This is a genomic window from Streptomyces winkii, from assembly GCF_032248595.1.
Classification (GTDB): domain Bacteria; phylum Actinomycetota; class Actinomycetes; order Streptomycetales; family Streptomycetaceae; genus Streptomyces; species Streptomyces winkii.
The window spans coordinates 64,289-80,964 of sequence record NZ_JASTTH010000006.1; the positions used below are offsets into that span (position 1 = coordinate 64,289).

A 16,676-nucleotide genomic window follows, 5' to 3' on the forward strand; every position below is an offset into this window, starting at 1 on the left:
ACGGTTTCAGCCGTCGACAGGCGGCCGGACCCTCAACGACGTGGCTACCCGCCGTCGCGGCGGGAGACGGTGCCGATGCGCCCGGCCACCGCGGGGCCGCTGGCGCGGCGGTTCGGCCGTCGACAAGCCGCCGGACCCTCAACTACGGGGTTGCTCGCCGCTGCGGCGGGAGATGGCGCCGGTGTGGCAGCCGCCGCCGGGCCGCCTGGCGGCGGCCAGTTCGACGGGTTTCGGCCGTCGACAAGCCGCCGGACCCGCGACGACGGGGTTGCCCGCCGTCGCGGCGGGAGGACGCGGCCGGGGCGTTATGCCCCTGGGAGGCGGTTCAGTTGGTGTTGGAGGCGGGCGATGTCGGATTCGGCGGTGGCGCGGCGTTCGCGGATCTTCGCGACGACGTGGTCCGGAGCCTTCGCGAGGAAGCCCTCGTTCTCCAGCTTCGCCGTGGTCTGGCGCAGCTCCTTCTCGGCCGCTCCGAGGTCCTTCGTCAGCCGCTTCCGCTCCGCGTCGACGTCGATGACCCCGGAGAGGTCCAGCTCGACCGTGCCTCCCGCGATTGGCAGCGACGCCGTGGCGTGGAAGCCCTCGCCCTCCGGCTGGAGCCGCAGCAGCTGCCGGATCGCGTCCTCGTGAGCGGCCAGCGGCGAGCCGGCGAGGGTCAGCCGGGCCGGAACCCGCTGCCCGGGCTGGAGACCCTGGTCCGCGCGGAAGCGCCGGACCTCGGTGACCGCGGTCTGGAGCGTGGCGATCTCCCGCTCTGCCTCCGCGTCCCGGAACCCCGAGTCGGAGGGCCAGGCCGTGACGACGACGGACTCGCCGCCCGTCAGCGTCGTCCACAGCGACTCGGTGACGAACGGGACGACAGGGTGCAGCAGCCGCAGCATGACGTCGAGCACCTCGCCCAGCACGCGGCGCGAGACCTCCGCGGGGCGGCCCCCGGCGCCGAAGGTGGTCTTGGACAGCTCGACGTACCAGTCGAAGACCTCGTCCCACGCGAAGTGCCGTAGCGCGTCGGAGAGTTTGGCGAACTGGTAGTCGTCGTAATAGCCGTCGACCTCCGCGACCACGGAGTTGAGACGGGAGAGGATCCACCGGTCCGTGGCGCCGAGTTCGGACGCGTCGGGCAGCGGGCCCTCGACTGTGGCGCCGTTCATCAGCGCGAAACGCGTCGCGTTCCAGACCTTGTTGGCGAAGTTACGGGACGCCTTGACCCAGTCCTCGCCGATCGGCACGTCGGCGCCGGGGTTGGCGCCGCTGGTGAGGGTGAAGCGGACGGCGTCGGCGCCGTACTCGTTCATCCAGTCCAGCGGGTCGACCGAGTTGGGGTTGGACTTGGACATCTTCTTGCCGTGATCGTCGCGGACCAGCCCGGTCAGCGCGATCGTGTGGAACGGAGCGGTCCCGTCCATCGCGTACAGCCCGAACATCATCATCCTGGCGACCCAGAAGAAGATGATGTCGTGGCCGGTCAGCAGCACGTCGGTCGGATAGAACCTCGCCAGGTCCTGGGTCCGCTCGGGCCAGCCGAGCGTCGAGAAGGGCCACAGGCCCGAGGAGAACCAGGTGTCCAGGACGTCCGGGTCCTGCGTCCAGCCCTCGCCCGAGGGCGGCTGCTCGTCCGGGCCGAGGCAGCGGACCTCGCCGTCCGGCCCGTACCAGACGGGGATGCGGTGGCCCCACCACAGCTGGCGCGAGATGCACCAGTCGAGCATGTTGTCGACCCAGTCGAAGTAGCGCGCCGACATCTCCGCGGGGTGGATCTTGACGCGGCCGTCGCGCACGGCGTCGCCCGCGGCCTGCGCGAGCGGCCCGACCCCGACCCACCACTGCATCGACAGCCGCGGCTCGATCGTCGTCTTGCAGCGCGAGCAGTGGCCCACGCTGTGCGTGTACGGACGCTTCTCGGCCGTGATGCGGCCCTGTTCGCGCAGAGCGGCGACGATCGAGGAGCGTGCCTCGAAGCGGTCCAGCCCCTCGTACGGGCCGTGCGCGGTGATCACACCCCGCTCGTCCATGACCGTCAGCGCCGGCAGGTCGTGGCGCTGGCCGATCGCGAAGTCGTTCGGGTCGTGGGCAGGAGTCACCTTGACGGCGCCGGAGCCGAACTCCGGGTCCACGTGCTCGTCGGCGACGACGGGGATCGCACGGTCCGTCAGCGGAAGCTTGATGTGCCGGCCCAGCAGATGCGCGTACCGCCGGTCGTCGGGGTGGACGGCCACCGCCGTGTCACCGAGCATCGTCTCGGCGCGCGTCGTGGCGACGACCAGTGAGTCCTCGCCCTCGCCGTACCGGATGGAGACCAACTCGCCGTCGTCCTCCTGGTATTCGACCTCGATGTCCGAGATCGCGGTGAGACAGCGCGGGCACCAGTTGATGATCCGCTCGGCGCGGTAGATCAGCCCGTCGTCGTACATCTGCTTGAAGACGGTCTGGACGGCGCGCGAGAGGCCCTCGTCCATCGTGAAGCGCTCGCGCGTCCAGTCGACGCCGTCGCCGAGGCGGCGCATCTGGCCGAGGATCTTGCCGCCGTACTCCTCCTTCCACTGCCAGACGCGCTCGACGAACCCCTCACGCCCCAAGTCCTGCCGGGACTTGCCCTCTTCGGCGAGCTGCTGCTCGACCTTGTTCTGCGTGGCGATGCCCGCGTGGTCCATGCCCGGCAGCCACAGCGCCTCGAAACCCTGCATGCGCTTGCGGCGCGTGAGGGCGTCCATCAGCGTGTGCTGGAAAGCGTGGCCGAGGTGGAGGGAGCCCGTGACGTTCGGCGGCGGGATGACGATGGTGTACGGCTGCTTGTCGCTCTTGACGTCGGCCTCGAAGTAACCGCGAGCTACCCAGCGCTCATACAGCTCCTCCTCCACCTCGGCCGGCGCGTACTGCGTCGGAAGGTCTGCGGGGGCTGCTGCGTTCGGCCCTCGGGAGTCGGGGCGCTGCTGAGAGTTCTCGGTCACGACGGCAGTGTACGGGCGTCAATGTCGCAGTCTCGAATCGGTTTGGGGACCGGTGCAGCACGCACTTCGGGTGTCCGCCAGGATGTACGCGTACCGCGCGAGCGCGAGCGCGACGCGTCGTCCGCGACGCACTACAACGGAGGGGAAGCGCCGCCATGAGTCATAACCAGCCGGGGCCGTACGGACAGCAGCCGCCCCCGCCGGGACCGTACGGACAGCAGCCGCAGGGCCCGAATCCGTACGCCCAGGGTCCCGCGGGAGGGGCGCCGGGACAGCCGGGATACGGGTATCCGCAGCAGCCGCCCGGCCAGCCTGGTCAGCCCGGTTACGGATTCCCGCAGCAGCCCGGGCAGCCGGGGCCGTACGCACCGACGCCCCCGCCCGGACCGTACGGGCAGCCGGGTCCGCCCATGCCGCCGAAGCAAGGGGGCTCGGCCGGCAAGACGATCGCCATCGTCATCGGCTCGCTGGTGATCGTGGGCGCCGTCATCGGCGGAATCGTCCTGTTCAGCGGGATCGGCGGCGGCGGTGGTTCGGACGTCTCCAGCGACGGCAAGAAGTACAAGCTCACGTCGCCGCAGACGGTCGCGGGCGAGTACGAGAAGAACACCGCGGGCACCACGGACCAGATGACGCCGTCCGAACTCTCGGAGTTCGAGAAGGCGGGGGTCGACGGCCCGAAGAGTGAGCACGGCTCGTACAAGGCGGGCAGCGGCACGGCCGTGAAGCAGCTGAACTTCCAGGGCGTCTGGGGCGAGGTCGAGGACCCCGAGGGCACGGTCGACGCCGCCTTCGCGAAGATGGCCGAGGACAGCGAGAAGAACGCGGAGCGCAACGGCGGGAGGGCGGAGCTCGTGGGCAGCCCCGAGGAGGTGCAGCCCACGGGGCTCGGTGACGACGCCGTCATGAAGTGCCAGATCATCAAGGTCTCCCTCGGCGCCTCCACGTCCGGCACCTCGGAGCTGAAGGCTCCGCTGTGCATGTGGGGCGACCACAGCACGGTGGCCATGGTCTCCGCGCAGGACGGCGCGGCCGTGCTCACCGGCAAGAGCATGACGATCGACCAGACGGCGGAGCTGTCGAAGAAGCTGCGCGACGACGCACGGGTCCCGATCAAGTAGCCCGCGCTCAGCGGGATTCGGGCGCCCGGCCGGTGTGCCGGGCGCCCTTCGTCCACCGGAGGAGACACAAGCGATGAGTGACAGTCAGCCTGCCGCGTACGGGGCCGGGTCGCCGTCGGGAGGGCCCGGTGCACCGCCGGCCGCCTCGCACGGCGGCGGCAGCGGTGGCGGTGACGGCGGCGGCGCGCGGGGCCGGTCCGGCAAGCCGGGCGGGCGCGGCAACGCCGGGCGCAACGCCGCGATCGCGGGCGGCGCACTCCTCGTCGTGGCCGCCCTCGCCGGCGGCTATCTGCTCTTCGGCGGCTCCGACGCACCGGAGCACAAGCTGACCACGCCCAGGACCGTCGCCGGGGAGTACGAGCGGGACGGCAAGGGCGAGCGGGGCGACGGCAAGGCGTTCGGCAACAAGAAGGTGCCGGGGATGACGACCAACGCGGACGTCAGCGCCGAGTACAAGGCCGGAGCCACCAAGAAGCTCCAACTCGGCGGCGCCTACGGCTCGGTGAAGAATCCGAAGAAGGCCGTCGACTGGGTCTTCGAGCAGACGGGCAAGTCGCTGAAGACCGAGACGGGGGCCAAGGCCGCGGGCGGCCCGCGGAAGTTCTCCCCGTCCTCCTTCGACGGCGACGTGCTCGAATGCCAGGAGTACAAGATCTCCAACATGAGCCTCGCGATGTGCAGTTGGGCCGACTCCGACACCGTCGGCACCGTCTCGTCGATGATCCTCACCAGCGACGGCACCAAGACGAAGCCCGTGGATCTGAAGGAGACCGCGCGGCTGGCGGCGAAGGTGCGCAAGGACGCCCTCGTCGAGGTCGCCGCCGACTGACGCGCCGTACGGCGGACGCGTACGGCAGCAGTAGCAGTACGTGATGAAGGGGCGCCCGGCACTGTGCCGGGCGCCCCTTCATCACGTCATCGAGCCTCAGGCGCTCTTCTCGTGCCGCTCCTGCTCCGTGCCGCGCGAGCGGGGAACCAGCGTGGGGTTCACATTCGAGTGGACGACCTCTTCGGTGATGACGACGCGCTCGACGTCCTTGCGCGAGGGCACCTCGTACATCACCGACATCAGGACCTCTTCCATGATGGCCCGCAGCCCGCGCGCGCCCGTGCCCCGCAGGATCGCCTGATCGGCGATGGCCTCCAGCGCGGGACGGTCGAAGTCCAGCTCCACGCCGTCGAGTTCGAAGAGGCGCTGGTACTGCTTGACGAGTGCGTTGCGCGGCTCCATGAGGATCTGGAGCAGCGCCTCACGGTCGAGGTTGTGCACGCTCGTCATCACCGGCAGGCGGCCGATGAACTCCGGGATCATCCCGAACTTCACCAAGTCCTCCGGCATGACGTCCTCGAACTGGTTGCTGTCCTCGATCTCCCGCTTGGAGCGGATGTTGGCGCCGAAGCCGATGCCCTTCGCGCCCGCGCGGGACTCGATGATCTTCTCCAGCCCGGCGAAGGCGCCGCCGACGATGAACAGCACGTTCGTGGTGTCGATCTGGATGAACTCCTGGTGCGGGTGTTTCCGCCCGCCCTGCGGCGGCACCGAGGCCGTCGTGCCCTCGAGGATCTTCAGCAGTGCCTGCTGGACGCCCTCACCGGAGACGTCACGAGTGATCGACGGGTTCTCGCTCTTCCGGGCGACCTTGTCGATCTCGTCGATGTAAATGATCCCGGTCTCGGCCTTCTTGACGTCGTAGTCCGCGGCCTGGATCAGCTTCAGCAGGATGTTCTCGACGTCCTCGCCGACGTAGCCCGCCTCGGTGAGCGCCGTGGCGTCCGCGATGGCGAAGGGGACGTTGAGCATGCGGGCGAGCGTCTGGGCCAGCAGCGTCTTGCCGGAGCCGGTGGGGCCGAGCAGCAGGATGTTGGACTTGCCCAGCTCGATGCTGTCGTCCCGGCCCTGCGGGCCGCCCTTCTCCTCGGCCTGCACCCGCTTGTAGTGGTTGTAGACCGCGACCGAGAGGGCCTTCTTGGCCGCCTCCTGACCGACCACGTATCCCTCGAGGAACTCCGAGATCTCGCGGGGCTTGGGCAGCTCGTCCCAGCGCACTTCGGAGGACTCGGCGAGCTCCTCCTCGATGATCTCGTTGCACAGGTCGATGCACTCGTCGCAGATGTACACGCCTGGCCCTGCGATCAGCTTCTTCACCTGCTTCTGGCTCTTCCCGCAGAACGAGCACTTGAGCAGATCGCCGCCATCACCGATGCGTGCCACGAGGTGCTTCCCCTTCGCCTGGGACCGGTCCATCAGCCTTCGGACCGAGGTACGTGCTCTGACGACGGTACCCTGCCGAGCCGTCGATTTGGGCCCCCCTTGGGACGACTCCGTAGAGGCGTGCCAAGGGGGAACGTGACATGCGCCGGAGTCAGACTCCCATGCCGACGGACGACTTGCGCGTGGAGACGATCTGGTCGATCAGCCCGTACTCGAGCGACTCCTCAGCGGTGAGGATCTTGTCGCGCTCGATGTCGTCGCGGATCTGCTCGATCTCCTTGGTGGAGTGCTTCGCGAGCATCTCCTCCAGCTGCACGCGCATCCGCTGGATCTCGTTCGCGGCGATCTCCAGGTCCGAGACCTGGCCGCGGCCCGTCTCGCTGTAGGGCTGGTGGATCAGGATGCGTGCGTTGGGAAGCGCCATCCGCTTGCCGGGGGTGCCGGCGGCGAGCAGCACCGCGGCGGCGGAGGCCGCCTGACCCATGCAGACCGTCTGGATGTCCGGCTTCACGAACTGCATGGTGTCGTAGATCGCCGTGAGCGCCGTGAAGGAGCCGCCGGGCGAGTTGATGTAGAGCGAGATGTCCCGGTCCGGGTCCATCGACTCCAGGCACAGCAGCTGCGCCATGATGTCGTTGGCCGAGGCGTCGTCGATCTGGACGCCCAGGAAGATCACGCGCTCCTCGAAGAGCTTCGCGTACGGGTCGTACTCGCGCACGCCCTGGGAGGTGCGCTCGACGAAGCGCGGGACGATGTAGCGGGATTCGGGCTGCGGGCCCGTGTAGCGGCCCTCGGAGGCGTGAGTGCCCTCCGCGCCGTGGAGCCCGCCGGAGGCGGGGAGTCCGGAAAGATTCGTCATCGGAGCCTTCTCCTGGTGATGGGCTGACTGCGGTCGCTGCGCTGCTGCTGAGCCTGCTGTCCTGCGGCGCGGCTCACGCGCCCGTACCGCCGCCTCCCGGAAGCTGTGCCGCCCTGCCGTACACCTCGTCGATCAGGCCGTACTCCTTGGCCTCCTCGGCGGAGAACCAGCGGTCGCGGTCGGCGTCACGGGTCCACTGCTCGACGGACTGGCCGGTGTGCTGGGCCGAGAGCTCCGCCATCTTCTTCTTCGTACGGAGCAGCTGCTCGGCGTGGATCTTGATGTCCGACGCGGAGCCCGCGAGGCCCGCCGAGGGCTGGTGGATCAGGATGTCCGCGTTGGGCAGCGCGAAACGCTTGCCGTGGGTGCCGGCGCTCAGCAGGAACTGGCCCATCGAGGCGGCGAGACCCATGGCGATGGTGACCACGTCGTTCTTGATGTACTGCATGGTGTCGTAGATCGCCATGCCGGCCTGGATCGAGCCACCGGGGCTGTTGATGTAAAGGAAGATGTCCTTGTCCGGGTCTGCCGCCAGGAGCAGCAACTGAGCGGTGATCTGGTTGGCGATCTCGTCGTCGACGGGCTGGCCGAGGAAGATGATCCGCTCGTTGAGCAGCCGGTTGTAGACCTGGTCGCCGAGGCCACCACCAATCTGCTCACCGGCGGCCGAAGGCATCGGAAGCGTCACGTGTCCACCTGCTCGTGTCCGGACGGTAGCCGAAGGCGTGCCGTCTCTGGGGTCTTCATGCACTTGGGACCCTAACGCGCGGCACCGGCGGAGCCATCCCGCATCGGGAGCTGTTCGCTGTCAGCGCAGGTCCCTTGGGCCCTCTGTGCAGCCCGGAAGCCCGCACGCCACAACAGGTGCGCGGGCCCCACGCGTACGCCTGGGCCGGGTGCCGTGAGAGGGCGGGAGGGGAGGGCTCAGCCCTCCGACTTCTTCTCCTCCTCGGGCTCCTCCGCGGAGCCCTCCGCCTGGGTCTCGGCGGCCTCGCCGGCGGTCTCGGCCGCGCCCTCGGCGCCCTCGCCGGGTGCCCCGACCGTCTCGACCGTCTCGGCGGTCTCGTCCTCGTCGTCCAGGTCGACCGTCTCGCCGTTGCTGTCCTTGACGGTGGCCTTCTCGACGACGGTCGCCAGCGCCTTGCCGCGCGCCACCTCGCCGACGAGCATCGGCACCTGGCCGCCCTCGACGACGGCCTGGGCGAACTGGTCGGGGCTCATTCCGGAGGACTGCGCACGGCGCATCAGATGCTCGGTCAGCTCTTCCTGGCTGACGTTGAGCTTCTCCGTGCTGACCAGCTCGTCGAGGACGAACTGGGTGCGAATGCCCTTCTCCGCCTGCTCCTTGAGCTCCGCGTCGAAGTCCTCCTCCGACTTCTCCTGCATCTGGAGGTACGTCGCGAGGTCGAGGCCCATCTGACCGAGCTGGTTGTTGACGAGGTTGTCCTTGCGGGTGCCGACCTCTTCCGCGAGCAGCTTGTCCGGGACGGGAACCTCGACGAGGGCGAGGAGGGCGTCCAGCACCTTCTCCTGCGCCTCCGTGGCCTGTTCGTACTTCTTCTGCTGGCCCAGGCGCTTGCGGCTGTCCTCGCGCAGCTCCTCCAGGGTGTCGAACTCGCTGGCCAGCTGGGCGAAGTCGTCGTCCAGCGCGGGCAGTTCACGCGAGGAGACCGTCTGCACCTTCACGGAGACCTCGGCCTCCTTGCCGGCGGCGGAGCCGCCCTTGAGCTCGGAGGTGAAGGTGGCGGTGCCGCCGGCCTCCAGGCCGGTGACCGCGTCGTCGATGCCTTCGAGCAGCTCTCCCGAGCCGATCGTGTAGTCGACGCCCTCGGCCACGCCGTCCTCGAGGACCTCGCCGTCGACCTTCGCCTCCAGGTCGACCTTGACGACGTCGCCCTCGGCGGCGGCGCGCTCGACGACGGTGGTCGACGCGAAGCGCTCACGCAGCTGCTCGACGGCCTTGTCCACGTCCTCGTCGGAAACCTCCGCGGCCTCGACCTCGACCTCGATGCCCGAGAAGTCGGGGATCGTGATCTCGGGCCGGATGTCGACCTCGGCGGTGAACGACAGCAGCTCGTTGTCCTTGAGATCGGTGATGTCGACCTCGGGCTGGCCGAGCGGGTTGAGCTCGCCCTCCTCGACGGCCGACTGGTAGAGCTTCGGCAGTGCGTCGTTGACTGCCTCCTCCAGCACCGCGCCGCGCCCGAAACGCTGGTCGATCACCCGGGCAGGGATCTTGCCCTTGCGGAAACCGGGAACGGTGACCTGCTGGTTGATCTTCTTGTACGCCGCGTCGAGGCTGTCCTTGAGCTCCTCGAAGGGCACCTCGACTGTGAGCCGAACCCGGGTGGGGTTCAGGGTCTCCACGGCGCTCTTCACGGTCGGTCTCCTTGGGGGCTGACTGCTGGGGAATTCACGCTCTGCCGGGCGCCCCGCAAACGGCTCGGAATCCGGACACGACACAGGCACGCGCGTCTTGCATAGTACGTGGTCGGGGTGGCCGGATTCGAACCGACGACCTTCCGCTCCCAAAGCGGACGCGCTACCAAGCTGCGCCACACCCCGTCGGTGCGACACGTAGAGTACATGGACTTCCACGCCGTTGGTCCGGACACTTTCTCAGACCCAGGTCAGCGCGGGTGACCACTCTGACGTGCGCTTACGGGGCCGAACCGGGGGCGGCCCCGGCCCCGGCCGGAGCACGCCGCCAGATTCCCGGCGCAGGCTGCCGGAGTGCGCCTATCCGCGCGGCCTCTGAGCGCCCGCGGTGTCTGCGTCTCCCTCATGCCGCATTTCGCGTGGGCTTATCCCGAAGCGTTTACGGAACGCGGTGCTGAGTGCGCTCGGAGAGGAGAAGCCCGACGCGTACGCCAGGTCCGTGATGGTCATGTGCCGATAGGCGGGGTTCTGAAGGCGTTCCCGTATCAGCCGCAGGCGCTCCTCGCGGATCAGCTCGCGGGGCGTGGTCCCGGCACACTGGAGTGCCAGCTGGATCTGCCGCAGCGACCACCCCAGGGCGCGTGCCATCGTCTCGCCGTTCAGCCCCGGATCGCCCGCGTGCTCGCGCACGTGGCGGCGCACCATCGCCTCCACCTCGGCCAGATGTTCCGGCGCGTCCGGACGGTCGTCGCCCGCCACGAGCATGCACAGCAGCTCGACGATCCGGTCGGACACCGCGTCGAACTGGCTGGTGGTGAGGGTGTCGCGGGCCTCGTGCAGGCTGTTCACCATGTCTCCCACCACGCGGCCCAGGCCTGATGCCAGGTCAAGTCCCGCGGTCACGGGAGATTTCCGGTTCAGCCGGCTGTCCACCTCGTGAGCAGGGATGGTCATGCTGAGTCCCTCGTAGCGATCGTAGAGAGTCTGGTACGACCCGTTCACCGGGATCAGCCCCGCGGTCCCGGGCGTCATCTCCGCGTCCTCGCCGTCCTGACGGTGCACAGCCCTTCCGGAGAGCATGATCACGAACCGGTAGTCCTCATCCGGGTACTGACGTACCTGCTGCGGGGTCCGGAGGTAACCGAGCTTGTCCGACCAGCACTTCGCGAGCTGATAGGTGTCCGTCTGCTGACGGATCGTCCCCGCACGGAAGGAGTCGCCCTGCGGGAATCTCAGGTCCATCCGGCAGTGAACGGACGAGACGTGGTCGGTCCAGAAGTCGGCGCGCTCACGCGGCACCACGTCCCTGATCGACGACGAGTTGACGACGTAGGTCCCTCCGGTCCTCTCAAACACCCTTCATCGCTCCCTCACTGCCGTCGACCCGGTGATGGAAGGGGTGTTCGCCACAGCGCCCGCCCGCCCGGCAAGGCCGGGCAGGGCCGTGGCAAAAATCACAGCGGCAGCGTAGTGCTGTGTTCCGGCCGTGTCCGCCGTGTCCGCCGAATCTCACGGAAGTGGTTTCGTGACGGCCGCTTCATGGGCCCGGGCGGCGAGCGACGCGCCGCCCGGCTGTCGCCTCGGAAAGACCGCAGGGCCCCGCCCAGGCAGGGAGTTGGCCTGGGCGGGACGCTGCGGAGAGGGGCGACTCACGCGGTGAAGCCGGGCAACCCGAACGTGGCCCCTCTGTCAGGGAGTTGGCTTCCTCACCTGGTGCGACTGTCCGGCTGGGGCTGCGGGATCCGTCAGGGCGCAGGCCTGTAGGGGAGGTCTGCCCAGGTCACGCTGCCTCGACCGCTCTCGCAGACCCGGACTCCCCATGCTTCCGAGAAGGCTCTGACCAGTAGCAGTCCGCGCCCGTTCTCCTCTTCGCACTCGGCGGACCGGAGACGCTGTTCCTTCGACCGGCAGCCTTCGTCGGAGACTTCGACACGCAGATGCGTCCCCGTCAGCCGCAGTCCGTAGCCGATCTCCTCGCTGTCGGTGTGGAGCAGGGCGTTGGTGAAGAGCTCGGAGATCACTAACTCCGCGTCCTCGCAGACGTCTTCATGAGCACCCCACTCGCGCAGCCGCTCCACGACGCACCGCCGTGCCTCGGAGACGAAGACGTGGAGCGCCGGCAGCTGAAACGCGTCCTGACGGGTCTCGGCGGCCGGCTCACCGTGCAGTGCGGATCGTGGAGCATCAGGGAAAGGAGCCACGGCGTGCATCCCCATATCAACCATGCGCGTCTTCTTGGAGGCTGGGCGTCACGACGTGGGCTCTGCCGGGCAGGTGGGTGCCGGGCCGGAGCGGGAACCGGTCGAGTGCGCGTGGATGAAGAGTGCCGGCCATCACGGTGTCCTCGAAGGTCGATGGGGAGCAGCCACCCGCTGACACAGGGACTGTCCTGATGCGGAGGCCTGCCCTGTGGCCATTGCTCCATGGATGAGTCTGATTCAGTTGCCCTGCTGCGGCCTGCGCCGCCGCGCAGAACGCAGCAGGTACCCGGAAGGTAAAGCGGAATTGGACTCTCGCACTTCTGTGTACACGCAAAGAAAGTTTCGCCTGTACGCAGGAACCGCCGGACCGCGCACCGTCAAGGGCCTCTGCCGGTAAACCGTGCCGGGCCGTCCCGCGCCTCCAGCACCGGGCCTCAGCGGCGCTCAGGCAGGCCGGTAGCCGCCCAACTCCTCGCCGGCACGGACCAGTTCGGTGATCCGCTCGCAGGTGGTGACCTCGACGTCGAGCTCCGCCAGCCGGTCCAGCCAGCGCTCCAGAGCGAGCAGCCGGTGGCCCCGGCCGATCACCTCCGGGTGCATGGTCACGGTGAGGACGCCGCGGTGGATGTCGCGGAGCATGTAGTCCAGATCGTCCGACCAGTTGCCGAACATCTCGGCCGGGGCGCGCAGTCCGGGCAGCACGCCGGAGGGAGTGCGCTGGAACTCGAAGTACGGGTAGTCGTCCAGGCTCCAGCTGACCGGGAGTTCCACCAGATCCGTGCGTTCGCCCCAGCGCACACCGTCCTGGTGCACTTCGTCGGAGGTACGGCAGCGGTACGGGGCGTAGTCGTGCCCCATCAGGCTGCTGTCGTAGGCGAGTCCGTGCTCGACGAGCAGGACGACGGAGTCGTCCGAGAGGTCCCAGGCGGGCGCGCGGAAGCCGCGCGGCCGGCGGCCGGTGACCGACTCGACGGCCGCCAGCGAACGCTGGAGCACCGCGCGTTCCTCCTCGACGGGCAGCGCCGCGACGTTCTCGTGCGCGTGGCCGTGCACGGCCACCTCGTGGCCGGCCGCGGCGATCTCACGGGTGAGCCCGGGATAGGTCAGCGCCGTGTGCCCCGGAACGAACCACGTACTGACAAGGTCCCTGCGCGCCAGGGTGTGCAGCAGGCGCTCGGCCCCGACCGCCGCGAACTCGCCGCGGGAGCGCGGCGTGGCCGAGAGCTGGCCGCGCGCCATCCAGCCGGACAGCGCGTCGAAGTCGAAGGTGACGCAGACGTATCCGGCGGTCATCGCTTTCCCTCCAGAATCATCGGAATCGATAGGCTCGGCTCGGCTCCGGCCTAGCGGCGGTTCGATTCGGTTCGGCTCAACTGAGCGGCAGCGTGGCGTTGCCGGTGCCCGCGCCGCCGTCGACGGTCAACGACGCACCGGTGACCCACCCTGCATCGGGACCGCACAGATAGGCCACGGCCCCGGCGACGTCGTCGGGAGTGCCGGGACGCGGCCAGGGCTGTGCGCCGCGGATCGACCGTACGTACTCGGGCCGCAGCGGATTGACCTCGCTGCCGACCTCGATGAACCCCGGCGAGACGGCGTTGACGCTGATCTCGTGCTCGGCGAGTTCCAGGGCGAACGCCTTGGTGAGCATGTCGAGTCCGGCCTTGGAGACGCAGTAGTGGGCGGCGCCGCGGCGGGCCCTCGTCGACGCGCCGGAGCCGATGTTGACGATGTGCCCCGGACGGCCTTCCTCGACCAGCCGCCCGGCGAACGACCGTGACAGCGAGAAGACGCCCGAGAGGTTGACGTCCAGGACGCGGTCCCACGTCGAGTCCGTCATCTCCAGGAGCGGCGAACTCGGGTACAGCCCGGCCGCGTTGACGAGGACGTCCAGCCCGCCCCAGACCTCGCACGCGGCGTCGAGGCGGCCCGGCAGCGCCGCCCGGTCGCGCAGGTCGAGGACGAGCGGCAGCACGTCCTCGCCGCCCGCGGAATCAACCGGGCCGCCGGCGCTCAACTCCGCGGCCACTTCCTCCAGTTGCTCCTCGCGCCGGTCCGCGATCAGCACGCGCGCGCCGTCCCGGTGCAGCCTGCGTGCGATCGCGGCGCCGATGCCGCCCGCCGCTCCGGTGACCAGGGCACGGGGCCGCGCCGCATGCTGCGCCCGCACCGGTTCCGCCGCGGCCTCCGCCTCCGTCACGTCCCTCATCGGGTTTCTCCTTCCGCCGCGCCGTCGACCGTGGCGACCGCGTCGAACCGGGCGCGCAGCGCCTCGTACTCGGCGACCGTGCGCCGTGGCCCGCGCGCCGCCACGAGCTCCCGTGCCGCGCCCGCACCCTCGCTCAGCAGGTCGATCACGCACCACGCCAGCAGGACCGCCGGTTCGAGCGCGGCGGCGACGTGGTCGGTCACCTGGTAGTCGGCGCTGTGCGCGTCTCCGACCGCGCCGGACGTGAACGGATGCAGTACGGGCAGCACTTCGCCCAGGTCGCCCATGTCGGTGGAGGCACCGCGGTGCCATCCGCCGACGACGGACTCCGGCCCGAAGAGCAGTGACGCGTTCGCGCGGCACAGCTCGACGAGCGCCGGATCCTGGTGGTGCGGCAGGTAGTTGAGGGTCGTCTCGGTGGTGGCCGTGGTGCCCAGGGCGACGGCGCCGGCGCGCACCGCCCGGTCCACCGCCGCGCAGGCGCCGCGCAGCGCCTCGACCGTACGGGCGCGGACGACGACCTCCAGCTCGGCCCGGTCCGGCACCGCGGTGGGAGCCGTGCCGCCGTGCGGAAGCACCGCGTTGACGCGCACGGCGTCCTCGTCGCGGAACGTGTCGCGCTGCGCGTCGATGGCGGCGACGGTGAGCGTCGCGGACTTCAGCGCGTTCACGCCGCGCCACGGCGAGGCCCCGGCGTGGCTGGCCCGCCCCTCGAAGCGCACCCGTTTGACCACCGACCCGTTGTGGCTGTCGCCCACGGACAGCCGCGGTGCTCCCTCGCCCGCGGTGTGGCAGAGCATCGCCAGGTCGACGTCGTCGAAGGCGCCGCGCGCGATGAGGTCCGCCTTGCCCACGAGATGGCGCAGCTCACCGGCCCGTACGAGCTCGCTGCGCCACGCCAGCTCGGCGCTCTCCTCGGCCGGTACGGCGAAGAAGACCACGTCGCCGTCCAGTTGCTCGCGCACCGCGGCGAGCGCGAGGGCCGCGCCCAGCATCGAGGCCACCTGGGCGTGGTGCCCGCAGGCGTGTGCCGCACCACTGCCGGGATCGGCGAGCGGATGTCCGGGCAGCGGCAGCGCGTCCAGCTCGCCGAGGACCGCGGCCGTAGGACCCGGAGTACGGCCCGTCATGCGCGCCTTGACACCCGTACGGGACAGCCCGGACTCGAAGGGGAGCCCCAACTCCGTGAACCAGTCGGCCACGACGCCCGCGCTGCGGTGTTCGCGGAACCCGGTCTCGGGGTGGCGCTGGAGGTCCGCGCTGACCTCCAGCACCCGGTCCCGGGAGCGCTCGACCGCCTCCCGCGCCGCCCGCTTGAGCTCCGTGACCGCGGGCCCGTCCCCCGCTCGTACGGTCAACGCTGCTCCGTGACAAGCGCGTCGGGGGACGTGCGCAGGTGGCGGCCGAGTCCGTCCTGGAAGGCCTGTGTCGTCTGCGGGGTGATCAGCGCACCGATCACGGCGAGCAGAGCCCCGAACACCAGGAAGGAGAAGGCGACTTCGAAGGAGAACCGCTCGGCGAGGAAACCCATCACGAACGGCGAGACGGCGCCGGCCAGCTGGCCGCCGAAGTTGACCATGCCGCCGCCGACGCCCGCGTACTCGGCGGGCAGCATGCGCAGCGGAAGCCCGAAGATCTGCATGTACGCGAGGTACATCACCAGCGTGCCGCCCGTCTCCCAGAGGATGAACTCCGTGGCGGTCTCCGCCCGCACCATGAACCCGAGCATCACCGCCGTCACCAGCATGACGGGGATCACCACGCGCCGGTGGTTACCGCGCAGGTAGCGGTCGAAGACGTACCCGCCGAGCACCATGCTGACGGCCGCGCCCAGCCACGGAATCCCCGCGAGCACGCCGGCTCCCGCCAGCGAAACGTCCTTGCTCTCCCGCAGGAACGTCGGCACCCAGGAGACCAGGCCCCAGCCGATGATGTTGAACCCGCAGAACATCAGCGTGAAGCGCCACATCACCGACGAGCGCAGCAGCCGCAGCGCATCCCGCATCGGCACCTGCTTCGCGGCCCCGGCCGGGGCCCGATCCGAGGCGGCCGCCTCGCCGTCGGCCGTGCCGGTGAGCGCACGCGGCAGCCCCTTCCACAGCACGAAGACCATCGCCACGCCCAGCAGCGCCACCGCGAAGAACGCCCCGCGCCAGCCGAAGGCCGCGATCAGCGGCGCGGCGACCATCGGGGCTATCGCGGCGCCGAAGGGGTTGGAGGCGGACATGGCGCCGTTCGCGGTCAACCGCTGCTGTGGGGTCGTACGTTCGCTGATCGCCTTGATCGACGCTGCCGGGAAGATGCCCTGCAACGCGCCGAAGAACGCGCGGATGACCACCATCGAGGCCAGCCCGCGAGCGAGCCCGCAGGCCGCCGTGAACAGGCTCCACCCGGCGGCGGCCACCAGCATCGTGCGCTTGGCGCCCCAGGTGTCGGCCATGATCCCGCCCGGGATCTGGAAGGCCGCGTAGGTGATGAAGAACGCGGTGAGGATCAGGCCCTGGCCCGTCTCACCGAGGCCGAACTCGTCGCCGATCTCCGGCAGTGCGAGGGTGATGACCAGGCGGTCGATGTAGTCGACGAGCCAGGTGAGGAACAGCACGACGACGGTCACCCTGGCGACCCGGGCGGCCGTCGGGCGCCCGGCCCCCAGGCCCGGCGCGGTCCGCCGGCTCCGCTTCTCCGCTTCCATCCTCCACCTCCACGCAGCGCACCGGATGTCGCACAGCAGTCTGCAAGCGGCGGGC

Annotated in this window: 13 protein-coding genes and 1 tRNA gene; 2 read left to right on the top strand and 12 right to left on the bottom strand. The window is 69.8% G+C overall.

Annotated features, from left to right (window positions below; translation table 11 throughout):
• Nucleotides 1-305: 305 nt before the first annotated feature.
• The gene (locus QQM67_RS19225; RefSeq protein WP_314175190.1) at nucleotides 306-2,948 is read right to left on the bottom strand and encodes a valine--tRNA ligase; all 2,643 of its coding nucleotides are present in this window, start codon (nucleotides 2,946-2,948) and stop codon (nucleotides 306-308) included.
• Nucleotides 2,949-3,103: 155 nt separating this feature from the next.
• Between QQM67_RS19225 and QQM67_RS19230 the strand changes: the two genes are divergently transcribed.
• Both QQM67_RS19230 and QQM67_RS19235 read left to right on the top strand, forming a co-directional pair.
• On the top strand, nucleotides 3,104-4,069 hold the full coding sequence (locus QQM67_RS19230) for a hypothetical protein (RefSeq protein WP_314175192.1): 966 nt from the start codon (nucleotides 3,104-3,106) through the stop codon (nucleotides 4,067-4,069).
• Nucleotides 4,070-4,142: 73 nt separating this feature from the next.
• Nucleotides 4,143-4,898: a hypothetical protein gene (locus tag QQM67_RS19235; RefSeq protein ID WP_314175193.1), complete on the top strand. Its 756-nt coding sequence runs from the start codon at nucleotides 4,143-4,145 to the stop codon at nucleotides 4,896-4,898.
• A gap of 96 nt (nucleotides 4,899-4,994) precedes the next feature.
• Here QQM67_RS19235 and clpX read toward each other — a convergent pair whose 3' ends face one another.
• The 11 genes from clpX to QQM67_RS19290 all read right to left on the bottom strand — a co-directional run bounded on the left by clpX (nucleotide 4,995) and on the right by QQM67_RS19290 (nucleotide 16,621).
• Nucleotides 4,995-6,281 carry an ATP-dependent Clp protease ATP-binding subunit ClpX gene (gene clpX / locus QQM67_RS19240; RefSeq protein ID WP_314175194.1) on the bottom strand — a complete coding sequence of 429 codons (1,287 nt, stop codon included), beginning with the start codon at nucleotides 6,279-6,281 and terminating at the stop codon, nucleotides 4,995-4,997.
• Between the two features lie 151 nt (nucleotides 6,282-6,432).
• Complete coding sequence (locus tag QQM67_RS19245; protein ID WP_314175195.1) at nucleotides 6,433-7,140, bottom strand: ATP-dependent Clp protease proteolytic subunit; 708 nt, start codon at nucleotides 7,138-7,140, stop codon at nucleotides 6,433-6,435.
• A 73-nt stretch (nucleotides 7,141-7,213) separates the two neighbouring features.
• Nucleotides 7,214-7,816, bottom strand: a complete 603-nt coding sequence (locus QQM67_RS19250; RefSeq protein ID WP_314175617.1) for an ATP-dependent Clp protease proteolytic subunit — start codon at nucleotides 7,814-7,816, stop codon at nucleotides 7,214-7,216.
• Nucleotides 7,817-8,064: 248 nt separating this feature from the next.
• On the bottom strand, nucleotides 8,065-9,519 hold the full coding sequence (gene tig / locus QQM67_RS19255; protein WP_314175196.1) for a trigger factor: 1,455 nt from the start codon (nucleotides 9,517-9,519) through the stop codon (nucleotides 8,065-8,067).
• Nucleotides 9,520-9,628: 109 nt separating this feature from the next.
• Nucleotides 9,629-9,705, bottom strand: a tRNA-Pro gene (locus QQM67_RS19260).
• A gap of 174 nt (nucleotides 9,706-9,879) precedes the next feature.
• Entirely contained in the window at nucleotides 9,880-10,875 is a 996-nt protein-coding gene (locus tag QQM67_RS19265) for a helix-turn-helix domain-containing protein (RefSeq protein ID WP_314175197.1), read from the bottom strand.
• A 389-nt stretch (nucleotides 10,876-11,264) separates the two neighbouring features.
• Nucleotides 11,265-11,744, bottom strand: coding sequence for an ATP-binding protein (locus QQM67_RS19270; protein WP_314175198.1), 480 nt, complete (start codon nucleotides 11,742-11,744; stop codon nucleotides 11,265-11,267).
• A 420-nt stretch (nucleotides 11,745-12,164) separates the two neighbouring features.
• Nucleotides 12,165-13,013, bottom strand: coding sequence for a polysaccharide deacetylase family protein (locus tag QQM67_RS19275; RefSeq protein ID WP_314175199.1), 849 nt, complete (start codon nucleotides 13,011-13,013; stop codon nucleotides 12,165-12,167).
• 76 nt (nucleotides 13,014-13,089) lie between these two features.
• The gene (locus tag QQM67_RS19280; protein WP_314175200.1) at nucleotides 13,090-13,929 is read right to left on the bottom strand and encodes an SDR family NAD(P)-dependent oxidoreductase; all 840 of its coding nucleotides are present in this window, start codon (nucleotides 13,927-13,929) and stop codon (nucleotides 13,090-13,092) included.
• Nucleotides 13,926-15,287: an amidohydrolase gene (locus QQM67_RS19285; protein ID WP_314175201.1), complete on the bottom strand. Its 1,362-nt coding sequence runs from the start codon at nucleotides 15,285-15,287 to the stop codon at nucleotides 13,926-13,928. Before QQM67_RS19285 ends, QQM67_RS19280 begins: the two co-directional genes overlap by 4 nt.
• The gene (locus tag QQM67_RS19290) at nucleotides 15,284-16,621 is read right to left on the bottom strand and encodes an MFS transporter (RefSeq protein ID WP_314175202.1); all 1,338 of its coding nucleotides are present in this window, start codon (nucleotides 16,619-16,621) and stop codon (nucleotides 15,284-15,286) included. Before QQM67_RS19290 ends, QQM67_RS19285 begins: the two co-directional genes overlap by 4 nt.
• Nucleotides 16,622-16,676: the final 55 nt, after the last annotated feature.